The organism is Salibacterium sp. K-3 (assembly GCF_054052005.1).
Map to the genome: position 1 here is coordinate 620,241 of NZ_JBSVZE010000002.1, position 24,245 is coordinate 644,485.

Annotated in this window: 19 protein-coding genes, 1 pseudogene and 2 riboswitches; of the genes and pseudogenes, 4 read left to right on the forward strand and 16 right to left on the reverse strand. The window is 53.3% G+C overall.

Going from position 1 to position 24,245, the window contains the following annotated elements; genetic code table 11:
• Nucleotides 1–12: 12 nt before the first annotated feature.
• From purF to ACW9JV_RS15275, 9 genes are all read right to left on the reverse strand, one after another.
• On the reverse strand, nt 13–1,434 hold the full coding sequence (gene purF, locus ACW9JV_RS15235; RefSeq protein WP_457335923.1) for an amidophosphoribosyltransferase: 1,422 nt from the start codon (nt 1,432–1,434) through the stop codon (nt 13–15).
• On the reverse strand, nt 1,410–3,641 hold the full coding sequence (gene purL, locus ACW9JV_RS15240) for a phosphoribosylformylglycinamidine synthase subunit PurL (RefSeq protein WP_457335925.1): 2,232 nt from the start codon (nt 3,639–3,641) through the stop codon (nt 1,410–1,412). Before purL ends, purF begins: the two co-directional genes overlap by 25 nt.
• Nucleotides 3,625–4,308 carry a phosphoribosylformylglycinamidine synthase subunit PurQ gene (purQ, locus tag ACW9JV_RS15245; RefSeq protein ID WP_457335927.1) on the reverse strand — a complete coding sequence of 228 codons (684 nt, stop codon included), beginning with the start codon at nt 4,306–4,308 and terminating at the stop codon, nt 3,625–3,627. Before purQ ends, purL begins: the two co-directional genes overlap by 17 nt.
• Nucleotides 4,308–4,556 (reverse strand): phosphoribosylformylglycinamidine synthase subunit PurS, encoded by a 249-nt coding sequence (gene purS / locus ACW9JV_RS15250; protein ID WP_457335929.1) that lies wholly within the window; start codon nt 4,554–4,556, stop codon nt 4,308–4,310. Before purS ends, purQ begins: the two co-directional genes overlap by 1 nt.
• Before the next feature lie 3 nt (nt 4,557–4,559).
• The gene (gene purC / locus ACW9JV_RS15255; RefSeq protein ID WP_457335931.1) at nt 4,560–5,270 is read right to left on the reverse strand and encodes a phosphoribosylaminoimidazolesuccinocarboxamide synthase; all 711 of its coding nucleotides are present in this window, start codon (nt 5,268–5,270) and stop codon (nt 4,560–4,562) included.
• Between the two features lie 17 nt (nt 5,271–5,287).
• On the reverse strand, nt 5,288–6,586 hold the full coding sequence (purB, locus tag ACW9JV_RS15260) for an adenylosuccinate lyase (RefSeq protein ID WP_457335933.1): 1,299 nt from the start codon (nt 6,584–6,586) through the stop codon (nt 5,288–5,290).
• A 24-nt stretch (nt 6,587–6,610) separates the two neighbouring features.
• A complete protein-coding gene (gene purK / locus ACW9JV_RS15265; protein WP_457335935.1) occupies nt 6,611–7,744 on the reverse strand; it encodes a 5-(carboxyamino)imidazole ribonucleotide synthase in 1,134 nt (377 codons plus the stop codon).
• The gene (gene purE, locus ACW9JV_RS15270) at nt 7,741–8,232 is read right to left on the reverse strand and encodes a 5-(carboxyamino)imidazole ribonucleotide mutase (protein ID WP_457335937.1); all 492 of its coding nucleotides are present in this window, start codon (nt 8,230–8,232) and stop codon (nt 7,741–7,743) included. Before purE ends, purK begins: the two co-directional genes overlap by 4 nt.
• 92 nt (nt 8,233–8,324) lie before the next feature.
• Nucleotides 8,325–8,427: riboswitch (purine riboswitch) on the reverse strand.
• An 85-nt stretch (nt 8,428–8,512) separates the two neighbouring features.
• Complete coding sequence (locus ACW9JV_RS15275; RefSeq protein ID WP_457335939.1) at nt 8,513–8,704, reverse strand: NETI motif-containing protein; 192 nt, start codon at nt 8,702–8,704, stop codon at nt 8,513–8,515.
• Nucleotides 8,705–8,863: 159 nt separating this feature from the next.
• Here ACW9JV_RS15275 and ACW9JV_RS15280 point away from each other — a divergent pair, with 159 nt between their 5' ends.
• The gene (locus ACW9JV_RS15280; RefSeq protein WP_457335941.1) at nt 8,864–9,730 is read left to right on the forward strand and encodes a patatin-like phospholipase family protein; all 867 of its coding nucleotides are present in this window, start codon (nt 8,864–8,866) and stop codon (nt 9,728–9,730) included.
• 75 nt (nt 9,731–9,805) lie between these two features.
• Here ACW9JV_RS15280 and ACW9JV_RS15285 read toward each other — a convergent pair whose 3' ends face one another.
• Nucleotides 9,806–11,095: an allantoate amidohydrolase gene (locus ACW9JV_RS15285; protein ID WP_457335943.1), complete on the reverse strand. Its 1,290-nt coding sequence runs from the start codon at nt 11,093–11,095 to the stop codon at nt 9,806–9,808.
• A 209-nt stretch (nt 11,096–11,304) separates the two neighbouring features.
• Complete coding sequence (locus tag ACW9JV_RS15290) at nt 11,305–12,300, reverse strand: acrylyl-CoA reductase family protein (protein ID WP_457335944.1); 996 nt, start codon at nt 12,298–12,300, stop codon at nt 11,305–11,307.
• 130 nt (nt 12,301–12,430) lie between these two features.
• Between ACW9JV_RS15290 and ACW9JV_RS15295 the strand changes: the two genes are divergently transcribed.
• Nucleotides 12,431–13,303: a YitT family protein gene (locus ACW9JV_RS15295; RefSeq protein WP_457335946.1), complete on the forward strand. Its 873-nt coding sequence runs from the start codon at nt 12,431–12,433 to the stop codon at nt 13,301–13,303.
• A 158-nt stretch (nt 13,304–13,461) separates the two neighbouring features.
• A pseudogene (locus tag ACW9JV_RS15300) lies at nt 13,462–13,686 on the forward strand (UTRA domain-containing protein); the annotation flags it as partial.
• 267 nt (nt 13,687–13,953) lie between these two features.
• Here ACW9JV_RS15300 and ACW9JV_RS15305 read toward each other — a convergent pair.
• From ACW9JV_RS15305 to ACW9JV_RS15325, 5 genes are all read right to left on the reverse strand, one after another.
• A complete protein-coding gene (locus ACW9JV_RS15305; protein ID WP_457335948.1) occupies nt 13,954–15,267 on the reverse strand; it encodes an NCS2 family permease in 1,314 nt (437 codons plus the stop codon).
• A 121-nt stretch (nt 15,268–15,388) separates the two neighbouring features.
• Nucleotides 15,389–15,489, reverse strand: a riboswitch (purine riboswitch).
• Nucleotides 15,490–15,499: 10 nt separating this feature from the next.
• The gene (gene guaA, locus ACW9JV_RS15310; RefSeq protein WP_457335950.1) at nt 15,500–17,038 is read right to left on the reverse strand and encodes a glutamine-hydrolyzing GMP synthase; all 1,539 of its coding nucleotides are present in this window, start codon (nt 17,036–17,038) and stop codon (nt 15,500–15,502) included.
• Between the two features lie 209 nt (nt 17,039–17,247).
• The gene (locus ACW9JV_RS15315; protein ID WP_457335952.1) at nt 17,248–19,410 is read right to left on the reverse strand and encodes a transglutaminase TgpA family protein; all 2,163 of its coding nucleotides are present in this window, start codon (nt 19,408–19,410) and stop codon (nt 17,248–17,250) included.
• Between the two features lie 15 nt (nt 19,411–19,425).
• A complete protein-coding gene (locus ACW9JV_RS15320) occupies nt 19,426–20,616 on the reverse strand; it encodes a DUF58 domain-containing protein (protein ID WP_457335954.1) in 1,191 nt (396 codons plus the stop codon).
• Complete coding sequence (locus ACW9JV_RS15325; protein WP_457335955.1) at nt 20,617–21,579, reverse strand: AAA family ATPase; 963 nt, start codon at nt 21,577–21,579, stop codon at nt 20,617–20,619.
• 202 nt (nt 21,580–21,781) lie between these two features.
• On the opposite strand from ACW9JV_RS15325, the gene ACW9JV_RS15330 reads away from it, so the two are divergent.
• Nucleotides 21,782–24,133 carry a YcdB/YcdC domain-containing protein gene (locus ACW9JV_RS15330; RefSeq protein WP_457335957.1) on the forward strand — a complete coding sequence of 784 codons (2,352 nt, stop codon included), beginning with the start codon at nt 21,782–21,784 and terminating at the stop codon, nt 24,131–24,133.
• The last annotated feature ends 112 nt before the right edge of the window (nt 24,134–24,245 follow it).

Genomic DNA, 24,245 nt, shown 5'->3' on the forward strand with positions numbered 1-24,245 from the left:
CCTCCTTCAGGATTATCCATTGATTACTTTATCGTGAGGGTGCAGTGTGTCTTCATAGATATCGGTCGGATAGTTTCCGGTAAAGCAGGCAAGACACTGTCCGCAGTTGGAATCGGAGTCCTGTCTGCCGATGCCGCTGAGCATGCCGTCGATGCTGATAAAAGACAGCGAATCTGCGCCCATCTGTTCGCGCATTTCCTCGATGGAGTAACTGGCGGCGATCAGTTCCGACTTCGTGGACGTATCAATGCCGTAAAAACAGGGATGGGTGATAGGAGGCGAACTGATCCGCACGTGCACTTCCGCAGCACCTGCTTCTTTTAACATCGTGACGATGCGCCGGCTTGTCGTGCCGCGGACGATCGAATCATCCACCATCACGACCCGTTTGCCTTCCACGACCCCGCGTACCGGGGACAATTTCATTTTCACACCCTGTTCGCGCAATGCCTGCGAAGGCTGGATGAAAGTACGGCCGACGTAGCGGTTTTTGATCATACCCATTTCATAAGGAATGCCGGTTTCTTCGGCATACCCTATGGCTGCTGATATCGAGGAATCCGGAACGCCGGTTACAATATCGGCATCTACCGGCGCTTCGGTGGCCAGCTTTTTACCGAGGTTTTTCCGGGCCGTGTGGACATTGACCTGATCAATGTTGGAGTCCGGACGGGAGAAATAAATGTATTCCATGCTGCACATCCGCCGCTCAGCGGGGCGCGCGTACAGTTCCGAGCGCATGCCCTCCCGGTCGATCGTGATGATTTCACCTGGCTGAACTTCCCGTTCATACTGCGCCCCGATGACATCAAACGCACACGTTTCGGAGGCAACGACATAGGCTTCCCCCATTTTTCCGATACTGAGCGGACGGAGGCCGTGCGGATCCTGGGCCACCAGGAGCTTATCTTCTGTCATGACCGCAATCGCGTAAGCCCCCTCGACCATCGAAAGCGCGTCGCTCAATTTATCTTCCATTCTCGGGTAGACGCTCCGTTTAATAAGATGCGCGATAACTTCCGTATCCGAGGTGGACTGAAAGATACTGCCCTGATTTTCAAGCTCCAGCTTCAGGTTGTGCGCGTTGACGAGGTTGCCGTTGTGGGCGATCGCCAGGCTGTCGGTCTGGGAGCGGAACATGAGCGGCTGGCAGTTATCGAGGCCGCCGCCTCCTGCCGTGGCGTAGCGCACATGGCCGAGCGAAGCATGCCCCTCGAGCTCTTCCAGATCGCCTTCCTTAAACGCATCGTTCACAAGACCGAGGCCTTTATGGATCAACAGGTTTTTTTCATCACTGACGACGATGCCGGCCCCTTCCTGGCCGCGGTGCTGCATGCTGTGCAGGCCGTAGTAGGCGAGCTGGGCCGCTTCCGGGTGACCCCAGGATGCAAAGACGCCGCATTCTTCATTTAATCCCTTGATTTCACCAAGCATGGGATAGCTCCTTTCCAGGCATGTTCTAATTCCTCTGTGTCTGCCTGCAGTACCTTGTCTCCGGATGACTGATAGACTTCAAGTGCCGCTTCCTGTGTGACACGGCCGAGAAGCACGGCATCAGATACGGTTTGTTCGAAAGCTTCCGTCTTTTCAGGCGGAACCGATACGAGAAAACGGGACTGGGTTTCAGCGAATAACGCCGCTGCCGGATCCTCATCTATCGTCACGCTGGCACCAAGCCCCCCGCTGTCGATTACGCTCTCGGCAAGCGCGGTGCCAAGACCGCCTTCCGCCAGATCGTGGGCGGAGCGGACCAGGCCGCTCTTGATTGCCGCTAGCAGGCTTTGCTGGCGTTTTTTCTCGACGTTGAGATCAAGTTCCGGCACCCGTCCGGAAATACCGCCTTCGATCAGCTTCTGCACTTCACTGCCACCGAACTCCGCGGAAGCGCCGCCGATGACATACACGGCGTCACCGGCCTCTTTAAAGGATTGCGTTGTGATATGATCGAGATCTTCGATAAGGCCGACCATGCCGACAACCGGTGTCGGGTAGACAGCTCCGGCCTGGGTTTCGTTGTACAGCGAGACGTTGCCGCCGATAACCGGTGTATCAAGAACCGAACAAGCTTCGCTCATGCCGTCGGTCGATTGTTCAAGCTGCCAGTAGATTTCCGGTTTTTCCGGGCTGCCGTAGTTGAGGCAGTCCGTTAACCCTAGCGGCGTGCCGCCGGAGCAGACAATATTACGGGCTGCCTCAGCAACGGCGATTTTTCCGCCGGTTTCCGGATCGAGATAGATATAGCGCGAGTTGCAGTCGGTTGTCATCGCAAGCGCCTTGTTCTTTCCGCGCACGCGGAGAACCGCAGCGTCCGATCCGGGGCGGACGGCTGTGTTCGTCAGCACCATGTAGTCGTACTGGTCATAGACCCACTCCTTGCTTGCGATCGTCGGTTGGCTAAGAAGGTCCAGCAGTGTCTGTTTCGGATCTTTGACTGCGACATCGGAGGCCGTTTTTTTCTGATTTTCGGTGAAAACGGGATGTTCCGCCGATTCCGGATGGTACACCGGTGCTTCTTCAGCGAGGGCATCCGCCGGAATGTCAGCCACTACTTCCCCTTCAAACAGCAGACGGAGATTCTGTTCTTCGATGACATACCCGACTTCCGCGGAGTAAAGACCCCAGTGATCACAGATGTCCCGGACTTCCTGCTCGTGTCCTTTTTTTACGACGAGAAGCATGCGTTCCTGCGATTCAGAGAGCATCATTTCGTACGGCGTCATATTGCTTTCGCGCTGCGGTATCTTGTCGAGATCCATTTCAATACCGTATCCGGCTTTACTTGCCATTTCCGATGACGAGGAAGCAAGCCCCGCCGCTCCCATGTCCTGGATGCCGACAAGCGAATCGAGCTGCACCAGTTCCTGGCACGCTTCCATGAGCAGCTTTTCCATAAACGGATCGCCGACCTGGACCGACGGCCGCTTCTCTTCGGAATCTTCGCTTAATTCCTCGGACGCAAACGTTGCGCCGTGAATGCCGTCTTTACCGGTGCTGGCACCGACATACATGACGGTATTACCGGTTCCTTCAGCAACCCCTTTCTGGATATCTTCATGGTTGATCAGGCCGACACACATGGCATTCATCAATGGATTTTCTTCGTAACACGGATCAAACTGAATTTCACCGCCGATCGTCGGAACGCCGACACAGTTGCCGTAGCCCGCAATGCCGGCAATGACTTCTTCAAACAGATAGCGGCCCCGGGCGGAGCGGACCTCGCCGAAGCGGAGGGAGTTAAGGAGGGCAATGGGTTTCGCTCCCATCGAGAACACATCCCGCAGAATGCCGCCGACGCCAGTCGCAGCTCCCTGATACGGTTCCACTGCAGAGGGATGATTGTGGCTTTCCGCCTTGAACGCAACCGCCTGGCCGTCGCCGATATCGATGATACCTGCGCCTTCTCCCGGCCCCTGCAGCACTTTTTCCCCTTTGCTCGGGAACTTTCGGAGGAGCACTTTGGAATGTTTGTAACTGCAGTGTTCCGACCACATGACGGAAAAAACGCCCGTTTCTGTATAGTTCGGCAGACGGCCGAGAATTTTTTCCGCCATGGCAAATTCGTCGTCTGTCATGCCCATGTCCTGATAGACTTTTTCATCTTTGATTTGCTGCGGAGACGGTTCAAGAAGAAGCGACATGTGATTCCCTCCAGTTTTTCAGCATCGATTGAAAGAGTTTCTGCCCGTCGGCGCTGCCCAGAAGATCCGACATGGCTCGTTCGGGATGCGGCATCATGCCGAGCACGTTGCCCTGTTCATTCATAATACCGGCTATACCGGCTGCCGAGCCGTTAATATCGTCCTGGTAGGTGAAAACGATCCGGTTGTCCTGCTTCAGAAGATCAAGCGTTTCGTCATCACAGTAGTAGTTGCCGTCCCCGTGCGCGACCGGAATCGTAACGGTGCTGTTTTCTTCAAATTCTGTCGTAAATATCGTCTGATTGTTCGCAACCGTCAGCGGCGTCGGGCGGCAGATGAATTTTAAGTGCTTGTTGCGCTGCATGGCCCCCGGAAGCAGCCGGGCTTCGAGAAGTACCTGAAATCCGTTGCAGACACCCAGTACCGGTTTGCCTTTCTGGGCTTCTTCGATCACGCTTTCCATCACCGGCGCAAAACGCGCGATCGCACCGGAGCGCAGATAATCACCGTAGGAAAATCCGCCGGGAAGGAGCACTGCGTCATAGTCCGCCACGCTCGTTTCGGTGTACCATACTTTCTCCACCTCTTCGCCGAGGCCTTCTTCAATGGCGTAATACATGTCGTTGTCACAGTTGGAAGCCGGAAATACAATCACGGCAAATCTCATCAGGATACAGCCTCCCCGATCGAATAGGTGTATTCTTCAATGACTGGATTCGACAGCAGCTTTTCGCACATTTCTTCTACCCGCTGTTCGAGATTGTCCGTGTTTTCCACTTCAAGCTCCATATATTTGCCGATCCGGACGCTGTTCACTTCGTTGTACCCCATGGCATGCAGGGAATTGGTCACCGCACTTCCCTGCGGGTCCAGCACTCCTTCTTTCAATGTTACATAGACATGGACTTTAATCATGACTCAGGCTCCTCCCAGTCTTTTTAGAATTTCAGTATAGCCTTCCTGCAGCGACCCGAGGCCGTAGCGAAACACATCTTTGTCGAACTTTTCCCTCGTTTTCTCATCCCAGAGCCGGCACGTATCCGGCGAGATCTCATCAGCCAGGAGCAGGGTTCCGTCGGCGGTGATTCCGAACTCAAGCTTAAAATCAACAAGAAGCAGGCCGTGCTGGTGAAAATGGCTTTTCAGTGTTTCATTGACGGCAAGCGCCTGGGTTTTCATGTTATCAAGCTGTGCGGGCTCCGCCGCTTCCAGGATGCGGATATGATCTTCGTTAAGGAGCGGATCGCCGAGATCGTCATCTTTGTAGTAAAACTCCACAATCGGCTGCTCGAGCTCCGTGCCTTCCGCTATTCCGGTCCGGCGGTGCAGGCTGCCGGCGACAATGTTGCGCACCACCACTTCCAGCGGAATAATTTCGGTTTTGCGGACGAGCTGCTCGGTCTCTGACAGCTTTTGTTCAAAATGGCTCAGTATGTCCCGTTCCGCAAGTGTCGTAAACAGCATCGAGGACAGGACATTGTTCAACCGGCCCTTGCCGGCCAGCACTTCCTGCTTCTCTCCGTTAAAGGCCGTAGCGTCATCTTTGTATTCGACCCACAAGAGCTCCGGATCATCCGTCTCGTACAGTTTCTTTGCCTTTCCTTCATACAGCAGTTCCCGTTTTTCCATCCCGGAGCGCCTCCTTTTTAATCCTCTAACCCGGTACGCTGAAAGACCGTATCGATTTCGCGCAGATGATGATTGTAGTCAAAACATCCCTCCAGTTCATCCGCTGTCAGGGTATCCGTGATACGGGGCTCCTGATCCACCATCGTACGGAACGGAATGCCTTTCTCCCATGCTTCCATCGCTTTCGGCTGGACGAGATCATACGCTTCTTCACGGGCCATCCCTTTGTTGATCAGGGTGAGCAGCACCTGCTGGGAATAGATCAGGCCGTAAGTGCGGTCCATGTTCGCTTTCATGTTTTCCGGAAAGACGGTGAGCTTGTCTACGATACCGGCAAACCGGTTGAGCATGTAATTAAGCGCGGTCGTCGCATCGGGCAGAATGATCCGTTCCGCAGAAGAATGGGAGATGTCCCGTTCGTGCCAGAGCGCCACGTTTTCATAGGCGGTCATCATATGGCCGCGCACCACCCGCGCCAGCCCGGTCATGTTCTCCGAACCGATCGGATTTCGTTTGTGCGGCATCGCCGATGATCCTTTCTGACCTTTCGCGAAAAATTCCTCGACTTCGCGCGTCTCACTTTTCTGCAGGCTGCGGATTTCGACAGCCATTTTCTCAATCGAAGTCGCGATCAGCGATAAGGTGCTCATGTAATGCGCATGGCGGTCGCGCTGCAGCGTCTGCGTGGAGATCGGCGCCGGCTCGAGCCTGAGTTTTTCACAGACGGAGGCTTCAATGGCAGGCGGAATGTTCGCAAACGTTCCGACGGCACCGGAGAGCTTGCCGACCCGGACCGTTTCCGAAGCTGCTTTGAAACGCTCGATGTTGCGCTTCATTTCTTCATACCAGAGTGCCAGTTTCATGCCGAACGTCGTCGGTTCGGCGTGCACGCCGTGCGTGCGTCCCATCATGACCGTGTACTTATGTTCAACGGCCTTGTTTTTTAACACAGCGAGAAAATTCTCCAGATCGCGCAGCAGAATATCATTCGCCTGTTTCAACAGGTACGAAAGCGCCGTGTCGACCACATCCGTGGAGGTCAGTCCGTAATGGACCCATTTCTTTTCCTCCCCGAGCGTTTCCGAAACCGCGCGGGTAAAGGCGACCACATCGTGGCGCGTTTCCGCCTCAATCTCCTGGATCCGGTCCACGTCAAAGCCGGCGTTTTCCCGGATTTTTGCGACGTCTTCTGCCGGGATATCCCCGTATTCCGCCCATGCTTCACAGGCGGAAATCTCCACCTCGAGCCAGGCATTAAAGCGGTTTTCCTCTGTCCAGATGGCGCCCATTTCCGGGCGGGTATACCGTTCAATCATGCGATTTCCTCCACTCTCTATCTATTATTCTGCTGACTGCCAGAGATTGTTTGTGTTCTCCAGCGCTTTCTCCCGGCTGCTTTCAAGAACCGTCCAGTGCCCCATTTTCCTTCCCGGCTTGGCATCTGCCTTGCCGTAAAAATGAACGTGGCCTGCTGCCTGGAAAGCTGTCTGATTGTCCTGGACAAACGGCACATGATTACCAAGAATGTTGGTCATCACGACCGGTTTCAAAAGTTCTGTAGAGCCGAGCGGCAGACCGCAGACAGCGCGTACGTGCTGCTCAAACTGGGACGTTTCACAGGCTTCAATTGTATAATGGCCGGAATTATGCGGCCGCGGTGCGACTTCGTTGACATAGACGGTATCTTCATCAAGCACGAACATTTCCACCGCAAGTGTTCCGACCAGATCAAACGATTCAGCGAGGCGGTACGCCATATCCACGGCTTTCTTTTCCGTTTCAGCGGCAATATCCGCCGGAACAATGGTCTGATGCAGAATATTGTTCCGGTGGATGTTTTCTCCCGCCGGGAACGTGCTCGTCTCGCCGTTTGTGCTGCGCGTCACGATGACCGATATTTCCTTTTCAAACGGAACCCAGGCTTCCAACACAAGATCCGTCGTCTGAGCGGCCAGTTCCTCAAAGGCGCCGTCTGCTTCTGCTTCCTCCCGGATGACAACCTGTCCCTTGCCGTCATAACCGCCCTGGCACGTTTTCAGCACGGCCGGGAATCCGATTTTCTGCAGGGCCGTTTCCAACTCCTGCGCGGAGGAAACGGCCTCGTAAGGCGAAACGTTGACACCGGCGTTCTGAACAGCCTGTTTCTCGCGGACCCGGTGTTTCGTCGTATACAGCAGACGGCCGCCCTGCGGCAGATACATCGTTTCTTCCAGAAAGGAAGCAGTATCGACATCGATATTTTCAAATTCATAGGTGAGCACATCACAGTGCCCGGCAAGTTCCCGGGCCGCCTCCCGGTCATCGTAGGCGCCTTCTACAGAAATGTCGGCAACCTGTGCGGTCGGTGCATCGGTTTTTGGTTCAAGCACCGCGATCCGGTACCCCATTGCTCTGGCAGACAGTGCCATCATCCGGCCGAGCTGCCCGCCGCCGAGAATACCGATTGTCTGTCCGGGCTGTATCAGCCTTGTCATGACAAATCCCCCGTTTCCATCACTTTCTGGCGCATCGCTTCCCGCCGTTCCTGAAGGCGTTCTGCCACTTTTTCATCAAATGCTCCGAGAAACTGGGCGGCAAGCAGTCCGGCGTTGACTGCACCGGATCTCCCGATAGCCGTCGTGGCCACCGGAACACCGCCCGGCATCTGTGCTATCGACAGCAGCGAATCCATGCCGTTCAGTGCTTTGGACTGAACCGGCACCCCGATTACCGGGAGGGTTGTCTTCGACGCTGCCATACCGGGAAGATGAGCGGCTCCTCCGGCTCCGGCAATGATCGTTTTCAGTCCTCTTTCCCTCGCCGACGCCGCGTACTCAAACATCAAATCCGGCGTGCGGTGTGCGGAAACGACTTTTTTCTCATATGGTATATCCAGCTCCTCGAGCACATCGACCGCATGTTTCATCGTCTCCCAGTCCGATGTACTCCCCATGATGACACCTACCTGTGCCTGTCCTTCCATGTCCGGATCTACTCCTTCCTTGAACAGTAAAATACCCCGGCGCCGGGCAGTTTCTTATCAAAAGAGAAAGCTGTCCGGCGGCCGGGGCCTGCACCTGCCGTACTTCCTCTCATAGTCCGGCCATTTACGGTCGCCGGGTAGAAACGTATCAGGCCGTATTCCCGATGATATATGAGAGCGTGTTGTTTATCGTATTATTTCATCTACAGCTTAACAGGATGTCATGAAATCTGTCAAACAAAAATCGAACGTTAAAACATGGTGGAAACGAAATGTTCGGTTATTGCGGACGCGCTTCAAAAACAATCTGCTGTTTCACTGGTATTTTTTCCGTTTTTCCGTTTTTCTTCACTTCCTGAAAGACCGGTTCCTCCCTCCGGCTCACCGGCACAAAACCTTCTGCTTTCATCCGCGAGAGGCACTCTTCAATCGTTTCTCCCTCCTGAACTTCAAACCGCTTTTTCTTCGACATATCTTTTCTCCTTTCTGCTGCCTTTGTTTCTATTTATTCTAGGACATCCACACCCGGCATAGAAATAAAAAAAAACAGCAAAGGCATCGTACTTGTGTGTTTTTTCCTGCTTTGCTAGGATTTAAATAAAGGGTTAGGGTAATAAAGGAGTCTTGTCTCATGAATACTACTGGACTGGTGCTTGAAGGTGGAGGCATGCGCGGGGTCTATACCGCCGGAGTCCTGGAATATTTTCTGGATCATGACGTTCACTTCCCTTATGTCTCCGGCGTATCCTCCGGCGCTTCCGTCGCCTGCTCCTATCTTGCCAGGCAGAAAGGACGCAACAGAAAAGTCAACATCGGGATGGCGGGTGACCCAAGGTTTCTCAGCCTCCGCAACCTGTGGAGGGAAAAAAGTCTGTTCGGGATGAATTTTTTATACGATGAAGTGCCGAAAAGCCTGGTACCGCTTGATGTCGAACAGATCAACAACAGCAGCCAGACATTTGTGATTGGGACAACCGATATCAAAACCGGGGGACCGCACTACATTTACCATCAGCGTGACGAAGACGTTCTGAGGGCTGTCCGCGCTTCCAGCAGCCTGCCGATGCTGGCGCCGGTCGTTCATTACAGAGGGCTTCAGCTGCTCGACGGTGGTGTCGCGGATCCCATTCCCATCAAGCAGGCGGCCGCTGACGGATATGAATACAATGTCGTCGTTCTTACCAGGCCGAAAGGGTACCGGAAAGAACCATTCAAACTGGGGCGTCTTGCCCGCCGCTTTTATAAAAATTATCCCGGGTTCGTCCAGTCTCTGATCAACCGCCCTGCCGTCTACAACCAGACGATGGAAGAGCTTGAGGATCTGGAGAGCCGGGGAATGGTGAAAGTGCTCCGTCCGGATGCCTCTCTGCACGTCCACCGCACCGAAAAAGATCCTGCCAGACTGGAAACCATGTATGAGGCCGGCTATCAGGATGCCGCCGAACTCCATCAGGAGTTCCCGGAGTGGCTCCATCATTCCTATTCCTCCGCTACATAACGTAACCCCTGGCTTCGGTCCATCTGGTTAAAAACGGCTCCGGCAAAGGAGACATCCTCTGCCGGAGCCGTTTTATTATCCACCGACCGCCTGAAGCGTTTCGCGCAGCAGTGCCACCCCGTCCAGGCAGTCCTTCAATTCCGTGAATTCTTCCGGACTGTGGCTTCTTCCCTGAACACTCGGTACAAAAATCATACCGGAAGGGACATACGTTCCGAGAATCATCGCATCATGCCCGGCGCCGCTTGGCAGATACTGATGCAAAAGACCGAGCGACTCTGCTGCCATTTCCATCCGCTTCTGGAGCCAATCCGGCACCGGCACCGGCGGAATCCGGATCTGAAGCAGTGTTTCGGCCTCAATGTTTCTTTTTTCAGCAATATCAAGGGTCAGCTGTTCAATACGGCGGAGCATCTCATCGCGGGTATCTTCTTCAATATCCCGAACATCCACAATCAGGTCCGCCTGGCCGGCAATAACGTTTGATCCATTCGGGGTCAGGGTCAGTTTGCCGACAGTGGCGACCGCAGTACTGCTGATCTGCGGCGGAACAGCTTCTATCGCCGTCATCAATTCCGCGGCAGCTGCCGCGGCGTCCCGCCGCATATCCATCGGCGTGTTGCCGGCATGGTCGGTTTCGCCTTTCAAGGTGATTTCCAGCCAGGACGGGCCGGCTATTCCGTTGACAATACCGACACTGCTGCCGGCTTTTTCAAGCTGTTTGCCCTGCTCGACATGCACTTCCAGAAAAGCTTCGATCGATTCGGGCGGCAGGAAACACCGCTGCAGTTTGTTGGGGGTGTATCCTCGGCGCTTCATGGCTTCTGCCGCTGTCGTATCATAGTCATCCCGCATCTGAAACAAATCTTCTTTCGTCACTTCCCCCATGGCAATACGGCTGCCGAGCAGGCCCCCGCCAAAACGGGAGCCCTCTTCATCGATAAAGACGACGACTTCGATGGGATGGGTCAGTCTTCCCTGCCGGGCCATCACGGCTTCTACTGCCATCAGGGAACTCACGCAGCCAAGCGCCCCGTCAAAAGCGCCGCCGTCGGGGACTGAATCCAGATGAGACCCTGTCAGAACCGCCGGCAGGTCCGGATTGGTTCCTTCCAGTCTCCCATACAGATTTCCGGCTTCATCTTTCCGTACCAAAAGACCGGCGTCTTCCATCCACGATTGAAAGAGTTCTTTCGCACGGGCTTCTTCCTCGGTGTACACAAACCTTGTCACGCCGCCGTTCTCTGTCTTTCCGATGTCCGCCAGATCCGACAGCCGCTGTGCGAGCACTTCCGGATCGAGGAAGGCATGATCCCGGCACTCCGGCTTGGTTTCCAGCAGCCGTTCTTTTGTGAAGATAGTCATTCTGTTCCCCCATACCCCGTTTAATTTTTACCGTTCCACATAGTGTAGTAGAAAGCACGCCGGGGTTCAACCCTGCCTGCCCTCCGCGGGGAAGGCTGGTGTCATACCCATGATATGATGATGTTTCCGCTTATGTTTCCAACCTTTTTTTAAAAAAGCAGAAGAAAAACCGCCCCCTGTCTGATCAGTCGGAAGCGGCTTTATACCTGTCAGGCGAGTGTTACGACTTTGCGTCCCCGCACCTGTCCGGCGAGAATCTGATCCAGCGTGTCCGGCAGCTCCTGCAGGGAGACGTAATCGGCGATCTGTTTCAAACTATCGTCCACTTTCATGTCCGAGGCAATCCGGTCCCAGACATCAAGGCGGCGCGGCATCGGACAGTTGACGGAATCAATGCCGGCAAGCGTCACCCCGCGCAGAATGAACGGAAAGACCGTTGCCGGCACCTTGGTCCCGGCTGTCAGTCCGCTGACAGCGACCGCGCCGTCATAGGCGAGCGTACTCAGTACATAGGCAAGTGTCTCCCCGCCGACCGGATCCACCGCGCCGGCCCAGCGCTGCTTGTCGATCGGGCGGATAGTATCAGGCTGCACTTCTTCCCGCGGCAGAATCTCGGAAGCCCCGAGACGCTTCAGAAAGTCATGCTCCGACGCCTTGCCGGTGCTCGCGGCCACACGGTATCCGAGTTTGGAGAGCATTGCCACTGCCATACTGCCGACACCGCCTGTTGCACCTGTTACAAGAATTGTTCCATCTTCCGGTTTTACTCCTTCTTCCTGCAGCCGCATGATGGACAGCCCCGCCGTAAATCCGGCCGTACCGTAAATCATCGCTTCTTCGAGGCTCAGATTTTCCGGAAGCGGTACGACCCAGTCCACCGGAACCCGGGCATATTCGGCAAACCCGCCGAAATGAGACACCCCGAGCTCGTAACTGGTGACAATCACCGGATCTCCTTTGGTGAACCGTTCATCCTTTGATTCTTCCACCACACCGGATAGATCAATTCCCGGCACCATTGGGTAATCTTTCACAATATTGCCGTCGGCCATCGCTGCCATGCCGTCTTTAAAATTGACGCTGGAATAATGAACCTTAACAAGAACCTCTCCGTCGGGTAGATCGTCGATAGACAGCGTCCGGACTTCCCGGGAAACGCTGCCGTCCTGATTCTGATCCACCATCAATGCTTCAAATCCGCTCATCCTTACGTCCTCCTTTTTTCGATTATCTTTTTATATTTTCCCATTTGCAGGCAGGATCAATCCAATGATTTGCCTTTCCCGGAAGTGGCTATACTAAGACGAAACCTTCGGACAAAGGAGCACGATCTTCATGACACACTGGCTGCGCGGCCTCCGGCTCACGAATTTTCTGCTGATTTTTCTGGGCGCCTTCATTTTTGCGTTCGGAATCATTCATTTCAACCTGCAGAATGGTCTCGCCCACGGCGGTTTCACGGGACTCAGTCTGATTATTTATTACCTTCTTTCCATTCCGCCGTCCATTTCCAACATCGTCTTAAATGTCCCGCTTTTTATTATCGGCGGCAAACTGCTCGGTCGGAAAGTCTTCATCTACAGCCTGTATGGTACGTTAATGATGTCGCTCGCGCTTTCTTTTTTTGAAAATATCTGGCACGCCGACGTTTTTCTGAAAAATGATATGATTCTCGTTTCCCTGTTCGCCGGAGTGTTTGCCGGAACCGGTCTTGGCATCATTTTCCGTGCCGGGGGTACAACCGGCGGCGCGGATATTATAGCGAGACTGGCTGAAAAGTATCTCGGCACCGGTATCGGCTCGGCTATGTTTTTCTTCGATGCTTTTGTGATCACCTTTTCCCTCGTTCATCTATCACTGCCTGAAGCGATGTATACGCTTGTTGCTGTTTTCATCGCGACCCGGGTCATCGACTTCATCATCGAAGGGGCCAACGCGGCAAAATCGGCGATGATCATCTCGAACCACACCGATGCGATTTCTGATGCCATTGCCCGCCGGATGCGCCGCGGAGCCACCGTTCTCAGCGGAAGGGGAAGTTTCACAAAACACGAACGGAATGTGCTGTACTGTGTCGTCAACCGGAACCAGCTTATTCATCTGAAAACGATCATTTCCGAAGTTGACCCTTATGCGTTTGTTTCCGTTCATGACGTCAAAGAAGTAGCCGGCGAAGGGTTTTCATACGAACCCGGAAAACAGTCGTAATTTTTTATTGACCAAAGTCTGGGCATCCTATCGTTTTATTTTTTGCCGCTTCTTTTTTTACCCGCTTAATGAAAACACCCTGCATAGAGGTGCCAAGATGGCTGATGTCAAAAGAAAATCCGTCGATCGGATACTCGAGGCGATCGGTGGACAGGAATGAGCTTGGAATGGTCATCAGCTTTGCCAAAAAAGAGATTACCGTAGAAGAGCCGGAACCGGAAGACCGTGAACTTCTGGATCTCGAGCACTTTTCTTCCATTGTCGTCGTGAAAAATGAAGTCTATCTCGAAGATGCCACGCTCTTTCAATACACAGAATCCCGCCACCGCCCCGATAAATTCAAATTTGTCGACTTCGCCAGACGAAACCGCCCGCTTACGTGAACCGGACCGGATATATAAAAGAGGATCCCATCATTCGGGATCCTCTTTTTAACGCAGCGCGGACATGAGTTCCGTTATATCCCCTCATTCAGCGGCAGGGAAGAAAGTCACGGCCATACAGTACGCTATTGGCTTATTTTTCGTTTGATTCGGAAGGAAAAACCACGAATAACGAACCCAATGTCCGAACAGCTTTCGTATTCCCTGAAATTTCAGGATGTAACGGAACAGATGTCCGGACCGCGCCGCATCCTCTTCCATCTTCTCTTATGCTCCTAGAAAGGCAAAGTACACAATAAACACAACAAACAAGACATACATGATCGGGTGGATATCGCGGGCCTTTCCTTTCAGTACCATGGTGATTGGATAAAAGATGAACCCGAGCGCGATTCCGGTTGCAATGCTGTAGGTCATCGGCATGGCAATGATGGTTAAAAAGGCCGGAAGCGCCATCTCCAGCTTATCCCATTCAATCAGCCGCAGGGAGGACGCCATGAGTACGCCGACAATGATAAGCGCCGGTGCTGTCACCTCGTTGGTTACGACCACAAGCAGCGGCGACAGGAAGAGAGCAAGCAGAAACAGCACCCCCGTAACAACGGAAGTAAAACCGGTGCGCCCGCCGGCGGCTACCCCGGAGGAAGACTCGATATAGGCAGTCGTCGTCGATGTGCCGAGCACCGCGCCGATGGAGGTGGCTGAGGAGTCGGCCAGAAGGGCCTTTCCTGCGCGCGGCAGTTTATTGTTTTTCACAAAACCGGCCTGGTTTGCGACCGCATAGAGCGTCCCGGCCGTGTCAAAAAAGTCAACAAACAGAAACGTCAAAATGACAATCAGCATCTGCCCGACGACCTGTCCGCTCCATTCCATTTCCCCAAGAAAACTGAGAGCCGAGCCAAAAGTCGGCGCAAGACTCGGCACAGAGCCGACGACAGCATCCGGCAGACTGATCAGTCCGAATACAATGCCGGCCAGCGCCGTGAGCACCATTCCGTAAAAAACGCCTCCCCGGAAACCGAGTACCATCAGCACAGCCGTAACAACCAGGCCGAAGCAGGCCAGAATGGTCGTTGGCTCCGTCATGTCGCCGAGCGTAACAAGCGTGGATTCATCCGCAACGACAATACCGGCATTCTGAAATCCGATAAAAGCGATAAACAGACCGATACCGGAGGCTGCCGCGTATTTCAGCTGTGCCGGTATCGCATTGATTACTTTTTCGCGGATACCGAGCAGCGTGATGCAGATAAAGATAAGTCCGGAAACAAAAACGCTGAACAGCGCCAGCTGCCATGGAATCCCCATCGTTAAGACGACCGTATACGTAAAAAAGGCGTTCAGTCCCATCCCGGGCGCAAGAGCGATCGGATACCTGGCAAGCAGCCCCATAATCAGGGTGCCGATCGCGGCCGATACCGCGGTGGCTGTAAAGACAGCTCCTTCATCCATACCGGCTTCGGCGAGGATGCTGGGGTTCACAAACAGGATATAGGCCATGGCCAGAAACGTAGTCAGACCTGCCATGCCTTCCTGTCTGTATCCCGTCCCCCATTTTTCAAATTCAAAATAACGTTCCACAAGCTATTCCCCCATTTTCAATTAGGATGTCCAGTATATCCTGATGTAATAAGAAAAAGCTCCAGGCGCATACTGCTGCACCTGAAGCTTCAACCACAAACGACGAACGAAAGAAACCGGCTTCTTTCGATCCCGAATTCGTAGTCAAGCTATTTACGGCAGCCTGTAGAAACCAGCGGACCCTATTACCGCTGTTATACGAAACGTTTTTCTTTTTTTGATCAGTCCGGGCCTACTCCCACTCAATCGTGGAAGGCGGCTTGGACGTAATATCATACACAACCCTGTTGACGTGCTGAACTTCATTCACGATTCTCGTCGAGATCCCTTCAAGCACCTCGTATGGAATTCTTGCCCAGTCCGAGGTCATGCCATCAACAGAAGTTACGGCGCGGATGCCGACAGTATAATCGTACGTTCGCGCATCCCCCATTACACCGACACTGCGCATATCCGGAAGTGCGGTGAAATACTGCCAGATCTCACGGTCGAGCCCGGCGTTTTTGATTTCTTCCCGGAGAATAGCATCCGATTCGCGCACAATCGCAAGCTTCTCCTCCGTAATTTCTCCGAGCACACGGATGCCGAGCCCCGGTCCCGGGAATGGCTGGCGCCAGACAATCTCATCCGGAACTCCGAGTTCTGTACCGAGCTGGCGGACTTCATCCTTGAACAACGTATTGAGCGGTTCAATCAAGTCCATGTTCATATCCTCCGGCAGTCCGCCGACGTTATGGTGTGACTTGATCGTCTGGGCCGTGTCCGTGCCGCTTTCAATCACATCGGTATAAAGCGTGCCCTGTGCGAGAAAATCCATGTTTTCCAGTTTTTCTGCTTCCTCTTCAAACAGGTAAATGAACTCGTTGCCGATGATTTTCCTTTTTTCTTCCGGATCGGAAACACCGTCCAGCTTCGTCAGGAAACGGTCCTGGGCATCGATTTTCACCATGTTCATATTGAAGTCGCCGGCAAATGTATCCATCACGCTCTCTGCCTCGCCTTTGCGGAGCAGCCCGTGATCAATGAACATACAGGTGAGCTGGTCGCCGATAGCGCGGTGGATCAACGCCGCGACAACGGAAGAGTCAACCCCGCCGCTCAGTGCGCAGAGGACGTTTTTCTCCCCGACCTGTTCCCGGATATAGGCTGTCTGTTCCTCTACAAAATTGCTCATTGTCCATGCTCCGGTACATCCGCAGATGGTAAAAGCAAAATTTTTCAGTATATCATCGCCGTGCTCGGTATGGCGGACTTCCGGATGGAACTGGACGCCAAAGATGCCGCGCGCTTCATCACTCATTCCCGCCACCGGGCATGAAGCATTCCCGGCGTCGGTCTGAAAGCCTTCCGGAGGTGCGGTAATCAAATCTCCATGGCTCATCCATACCGTCTGCTCTGCCGGGAGATTGCTGTACAGGGCGGAACTGTTCTGCACCTGGAGCGTTGCCTTGCCGTACTCACGATGGTTGGACGCTTCCACCCGGCCGCCGTAATGCTGGGTCAACAGCTGCATCCCGTAGCAGATCCCGAGAATGGGAACACCGAGATCATAAATGGCTGGATCAGCGCCGGGAGCACCTTCGGCATACGCACTTCCGGGACCGCCGGAAAAAATAATGCCGTCCGGCTCCATATCCTTGAGCTGTTCAGCTGTCACAGACCCCGGGTGCAGTTCGCTGTACACACCAAGATCCCTGATACGGCGGGTTATCAACTGATTGTACTGGCCGCCGAAATCAAGAACGACAATCCTTTCATTTTCATTTGCCATGCTCTCATTCACCTTTCTTCTATAAATAAAAACCCGGAATCTTATCTCCAAAAGGAAGACAGATTCCGGGTATTGGATACACCCGTCTTTTCTGCCTTCGTAGTCCAGTTCATTCAACCGGGTAGAAACTCTTCCTTCACCGAAGATATACGAAGCAGGACTTCTATTCTAAAACATGCCTATCATTGTAGCAGGCGCCTGTAAGACGGTCAAGCTTTGATCCGCTGGACCATGTCCGCCCAGACGGAAACGACCTCGTTCCAGCTTTCTTTCTCTGTCCGGCCTCCGTAATGAATCTGTTCATATTCCTGTACAAGCCGGGACATATCATAGGTACCAAAAAGCCCATCCATGCGCCGGCCGTATTCACGCAGGGTTTCACCGGTATTTCGTTCCCAGCCGGCATGGCGGAGCAGTCGGAGCAGCGAGTGAAAAGCTCTCGTAAAGGCCGCCGCATCTCCGGCGTGACGGAAACGCAGCAGCATGCCTTTCTTGATCACCGTAAAACGGTACGCATACAGCAGTCCGGCAAGAACCACGACACCGCCGGCGGCAAACGGCCAGAGCGGAAACCCGGATGCTGATGCTGACGCCTCGTTGTCTTCCTCGTTTTCCTGCTCCTCTTCTTCATCGGTACTTTCTTCCTCATCCTGCTGCTGTTCTTCTTCCCCTTCGGAGGTTTCACTGTTTTCACCGGATTCAGGTTCTTCGTACGTGTAATCAAATTCCGAGGCAAACCCTCTCGTTGGTTCAAACGGCACCCAGCCTGTTCCCGGAAAATAAACTTCTACCCAGGAATGGGCATTGGCGCTCGTCACTTCATATACCGTATTTTCCCCGCCGACATTGGATTCACTGCCTTTCGTAAATCCTTTCACCCAGCGGGTCGGAATATCAAGCGTACGGAGCATCACTGCCATCGACGTCGAAAAATTGTCGCAGTATCCGCGTTTTGTATCAAACAGAAACTGTTCCACATAATCGCCGCCTTCTTCCGGGACGGCGATATTGGAGGTATCATACGTGAATTCCGGGCTGTTCAGATAACGCTCCACCGCACGCACTTTATCATAGCGGTTGTCCTCTTCCGCGGTAATCTCTTCGGTCAGCTCGGCAATAGAGGAAGGCAGATCATCCGGGAGCCCGAGGAAATGCTCTCTTATATGTTCCGGGTCCTCCATCGGAGTCTGCTGCATCTGTTCGATCGGGAATTCCGGATAACCATACGTCAAAGTATACCTGTCGGCCGTGTGCGGTTCCCCTCCAGAAAATGTTGACGCTCTTCCGGAATAGCGGTCCACCTGCAGGGACACATTTTCATCCGGAACCTCGATCTCTCTCAGGCTTCCCGGATAAAACGCAAAGTCAAAGGAACCGGCGTGCTCTTCAGCCACCTGAACGGTGACCTGCTGTTCTTCAACCGGGACCGATTCTTCATAGAAATTGCTGTCCGCTTCCGTTTCGTGCGGGGTATCAGACTCCCAGCCAAGCCCGGTGTAGACGTTTTTGGATTCTCCGCGCCAATAGCCAACCTCTCCGCCGGAAGCGGTGAAGACAGGCGTTTCATCCATTTCAAAACCCCCGCCGAGGCGTTCATCGTTTTCCCCATAACCGATCTTCTGGACGGTGTTGCCGCCATTTCCCGCCGGGGCTTCAATGCCTGCTGCCTGCTCCATGAACGGTACCGGGTCCGGCCACTGCGGCTGTGCCTTCGGAGCGGCTATTCCGACTGCTGATGATACGGCCAGAAAAAACAGCGCCAGCATCGTCCAGCGGAACCACACCTGTCTCCGCTGCACCGCTCCGGGAAAATAATAAACAAGGCGGTCCCACTGAAGTAGTGCCAGCAGGACAAAGCCGAGAATAAACACCCGGACGGCCGCCATATTACCGTCATAGATGAAGAACGTATCCATCACCCCGATGTATATAACGGTAAACAGAAAGAAAAACAGAACCCGCCGCGCATGCACGATCCAGAAATATAGAAGATAGCTCATAATCGCCAGAAGCAGCAGAAACAGCAGGCTCCGGAACATATCGCTCAGACCGTACCACTGTCCGTCCAGCATATAGCCGACATTCGTACTCACTTCATGAAACAGAGCTTCCCACCAATGCGCGGCGAACAACGTATAGTCGAGAAAAATCATGTGAATGCTGAACAGCATTCCGGCTGTCATCAATAGAATACCGGCCCACCACGGAAATTGTAAAAACATGACAAGAAAGAAGAATGCCGCTGCAGCCATAAAAACGGGTACGTATCCGGTATTTGTCACGTCCGGCAGCGGAATCAGCCATTCCATCAATAAAAGATAGCCAAGCACATACATTAAAAATATCCGCGGGGTCTGTTTCGTCCGCTGCATAGCGGGTCCTCCTTCTCAGGAAGTTAAATCAAACATATTATCATCCGTCTGTACATACACCACACCGGCTCCGGACGTGCGGAGCGCTTCCAGACGCCTCCGTTCCTCTTCATTTACCGAGGAACCCGGACAGACAGCAATGATTAGTTCATTCCGGCTGTGCACTACCTGCTGCAGTTCTTCCGTCCGCTGCAGCGACATGGTCGAGGTGATAAAAAGAAAGGAACGTCCCGGAAAGGACTGCCGGAAAAACGGTGTGCTATCGAAAAACATACTACTTCCTTCCATTTTTGCAAGTTCCTGATAGATTTTCTGGAAATGGGCACGTTTCGACCCTTCCTCCAACAGAATCTCCTCCCCTGTGGCAAGGCCTAACCCGGCAGGTATCCCCTTTTTATAGCAGTAATCCATAAAAGAGGCGGCAAATTCAATCCGTTCTTCAAACACAGCGTCATTCTCTTTGCCGGTATTATCCATAATGACGGTATGGCCTCTGCCTTCCTGGGATTCAAATTCTTTTGTCACCAGTTTGCCGGCGCGTGCACTGACTTTCCAGTCTACGCTTGTCATTTTGTCGCCGGGAATATAATCCCGTACACCAGCAACGGAAAAACTCTGATCCATCATCCGGACCGCGGCAGGCGTGGTTTCCTGGTTCTCATTGCGAAGACCGCTCCACCGCTTCAGGGGACGGAGGCGCGGAAGTACGGTCACAGGATGCGGCAATTCCACCTCATACTCTTTCTGGAAGAAGCCGAACAAATCTCCGGTGCGCAGGGTTACCGTTGAAAACCAGTATTCTCCGCGGCGGCCGCCCCTGATCTCATAGGAATGGGAGAGCTTCGAGGACGGCGCCAGAAAAAAAATGGTACCGGGTGCCTGTCCAAGGCCTTCGATGCCGGTGGGCACGTCATCTTCCACACTGAGAAAGAGAAACGGAAAGGGAACTTTTTTTTCGATATGCAGGGTCACCTTCATCGTTTCACGGTGCGACAGCATGACGCGGCTGCAGTCGCGGGTCACTTTCAGCTTCCGGAGCGGATATGCGCTGCCCAGCACATTCAGCAGCATGACAGACAGGACACTGTAAAAAAGATACCAGCTTACAAAACCGCCCTGAAACATCGCATACGCATAAAGGACGGCAACCACTGCCGCCAGCAGCAACGCTTTTCCCATTTTTACGATGATCCGGCCCGTCTTCATTTACTGCACCGCTTCCTTATTGGAGAGCGGTACACGGAGGGTCGAAACAATGTCACGAATCACATCTTCCCCGTCTTTTTCCACCATCTGAAGGTCCGAGCGCAGAATAATACGGTGGCTGAGCGCGACAGGCGCAAGATGCTTAATATCATCCGGAATAACGTATTCACGTCCATGCAGAAAGGCAAAAGCCTGAGATGCTTTCATGAGTGCAATCGACCCGCGCGGACTTACTCCGAGCTGCACATCGCGGTGCGTCCTCGTTTCATTGACAATGGAAATGATGTACTGTTTCACAGCATCATCCACATATACCGAGGTCACACGACGCTGCATGTCCAGAATATCTTCCAGACTGAGCACCTCGTTCAGTTCTTCAATCGGATGATTCTGTTCCACCCTTTTCAGCACGTCCAGCTCCTGCTCGTATGTCGGATAGCCCATTTTCAGCTTGAACAGAAACCGGTCCAGCTGTGCTTCAGGGAGCGGATAGGTACCGCCGTATTCAATCGGATTCTGGGTCGCCATGACAAAGAACGGATTCTGCAGGTCACGGGTCCTCCCGTCAATCGTCACGCTCCCTTCTTCCAGTGCCTCCAACAGCGCCGACTGCGTTTTCGGGGAGGTCCGGTTGATTTCATCAGCAAGAACCACATGGGACATCACCGGCCCCTCCCGGAATTCAAAGGACTGGGTTTTCTGGTTATATATCGAGACGCCGCTGACATCCGAAGGCAATAAATCCGGTGTGAACTGGATTCTTTTAAAATCGGCACCGATGGACCGGGCAATCGCCCGCACCATCATCGTTTTGCCCACTCCCGGAACATCTTCAAGCAGGACGTGTCCTTTCGCAAGAAGGGCGGTCAGACTCAACTCTATTTCTTCGCGTTTGCCGACAACAACGCGTTCTATATTTTCAATCACGTGATGCAGCCCGGAACGTTCCGTCTCCACTTTCATTCCTCCCATATACTCTGGTGAGCGCCTTCGTTCTTCTTTTCATATTATCACATATGGGAAGGGTTTGTGGGGATGACAATCTTTTTCCAGAGAATGCCCCGTTTTCTGCCGCTATCTTGTTTTCATTCTATCTAAATCATGGTAGTATCTTCCTTAGTTAAACCATTAAATGAATTTTCAGGAAAATGAGAGGAGAGATTCGGTGAGTTTTCAAACACGTCGATGGTATCGTTCCAAAATGGTATCGCTGGCTGCTGTCATGGGGCTGTCCTGGACAGCGGGGGCACAGATCGGACAGGCAGCACCGGCAGAAGAAACAGAAGTGACCATCAACGCACAAGACAGCAGTTCTGGAACTGTAGAGGAAAGCGGTGATGTCCGGTCCAGCCAGGCGGATGAGGAAGAGGCTGAGATTACAAAAGACGAAGCCGTTGAAAAACTCCGCAGCGTCATACCGGTACTTGAAAAAGCCGACGTCGACCAGGTCGAGCTCCGCCGTAATTCCCGGACGGCCGGCGGAGGAGAGCAGCTTTTCTGGGAGATCAGGTGGCAGTACAGCGAAGGCAGCACAACATACGGATTTCCGGGAAGAGTGAATGCCATCACCGGTGATGTGATCAGCGCGGGTATCCATGGTCCAATGATAGAGGAGGAAAGTGACGCCTATTATCCTCCGGAACTATCGGAAGAAGAAGCCGCCGCCAAAGCAAAAGATCTGATTGAAAAGGCTGTTCCGTCTGTTGATGTCTCGCAGCTGAAACAACATGACAGCACCGGAGCGGGCAGTGAGTCCTTATTTGGAAGCGTCGGATACAGCATGAGTTTCGTTCCCTCCATAGACGGCGTTCCTGCAACCGGTCAAAGCATCAATGTTGACATGAGCGGTTCCGGTGAAGTGACCAACTTTTACAACCACACTCGTCCCGGGCAGGACTATCCGGACGTCGAGCCATCACTCAGCAGCGAGGAAGCAGCTCAGTCCTTTCAGGAGAACCTCGACTTAAGACTGGCTTATTACACGAATCCAAGGAGTACAGAGGATGACGTGTTCCTCGGCTGGGGACCCGATCCTTACAACGCCTCCAGGTATTTAGATGCGACCGCGGACGAATTTCTGAACAACGAGGGAGAACCGCTTGAACAGACGGATCAGTCCTACGAAGAGCTGGACGCAGAATCCACTTTTGAACCGGTGGAAGCGGGGGAAGACGGCACAATTTCTGAAGAACAGGCCATTGCGGTCATTCAGGAACATGTCGGGAAAGTAAAGGACCGCGAACCCGACCGGGCTTCGCTCCAGCAGCATCCGGGAAGCGGTGAAACTTCCGTATGGAACCTGATCTGGCAGCCGCAGGACGCCCAATCCGGCCACATTCAGGCGGAAGTGGATGCAGCGAGCGGAGAAGTTATGACGATCAGCCAGTTTACCGGAATGTCCGGTGAAACGGACGAAGGGAGCGGCTCCGCATCGGAAGAGGAGTTGAAAGAACAGGCCGTTTCCACTCTGGCCGGCCTGTACCCGGACGCATCGGAAACATTTAAACTGGCTGATGCCGAAGGAATAACGGCATTGCCGGGACAGAATGGTTCCACTTTTGTATTCCAGCGTTTCGCCGGAGATATCCCGGTGCAGAACGACACTATTTCCATCACCATGAATAATAACGGGGAACTGATGGAGTACCGCACAAATCTCACACGCAATCTGGAGGAAAAAATAGAAGGACTCTCGGATGAAACCGGAGAGGAAGCCGCACAGGAGAAATACTCTGAATCTCTCTCCGCAGAGCTTGCGTATCAGTCCTTCCCGCTCGTATCAAATTCGGAGTCAGACGAAACAGAAACGAAACTCGTCTACCAGAAGGAATTATCCGGCAGTGACACATCAAATACCATTATTGACGCTGAAACAGGAGAATGGAGAGCGCCTGTTTCAGGAATAGGTGGTCAGAGCAGCGCGAACACCACTTCCCCGCAGGATATCGATGGCCATGAAGCTGAAGATGCCCTTCAGACTCTGGTGCAGTATCAAGTGCTTACTCCGGACGAACAAGGCCGTGTCAACCCGGATGAAGCGATTACCTATGGAGACTGGCTGCATATGGCGGCGAGTGCTGTTTCTCCAGACTTCGACCGTACCAGCTACACTCGGGAGGAACCAAAAGCCGTAAAAGGAACGTCGCCGGATGACACCTATTATGACGCTGTCGCCTTTGCCAACGAACAGGATTGGCTCGACAGCAGCAGTGACACAGTGGACCCCGGCGCCGCTCTCACCAAAGAACAGTTTGTTGTGTCTATGGTCCGTATTCTCGGGTATGATCAGTTTGCAACGCATATGAAAGAAGAGACACCGCCGTTTGACGATGCCGGATCCATTACGAATACCGGCGCCGTCAATACAGCGGTACAGCTGGACTTAATCAGTTCAGACGCTGATACGTTCAATCCGGACGCAGACGTAACAAAAGCACAGGCGGCAGAGCATATGATGAACATGGTCGGTCTGCAGAGCAGCATCGACCAAAACATCGGAAACAGCCGCTACCGTTAAACAGAAAAAATTTGGAGCTGTATCAAAAAGGTACAGCTCCTTTTTAGCGCCAAACTATACCATCGATCATTATCAGGAAACGTGGAATAAATCCAAAACACCAGATTCCAGT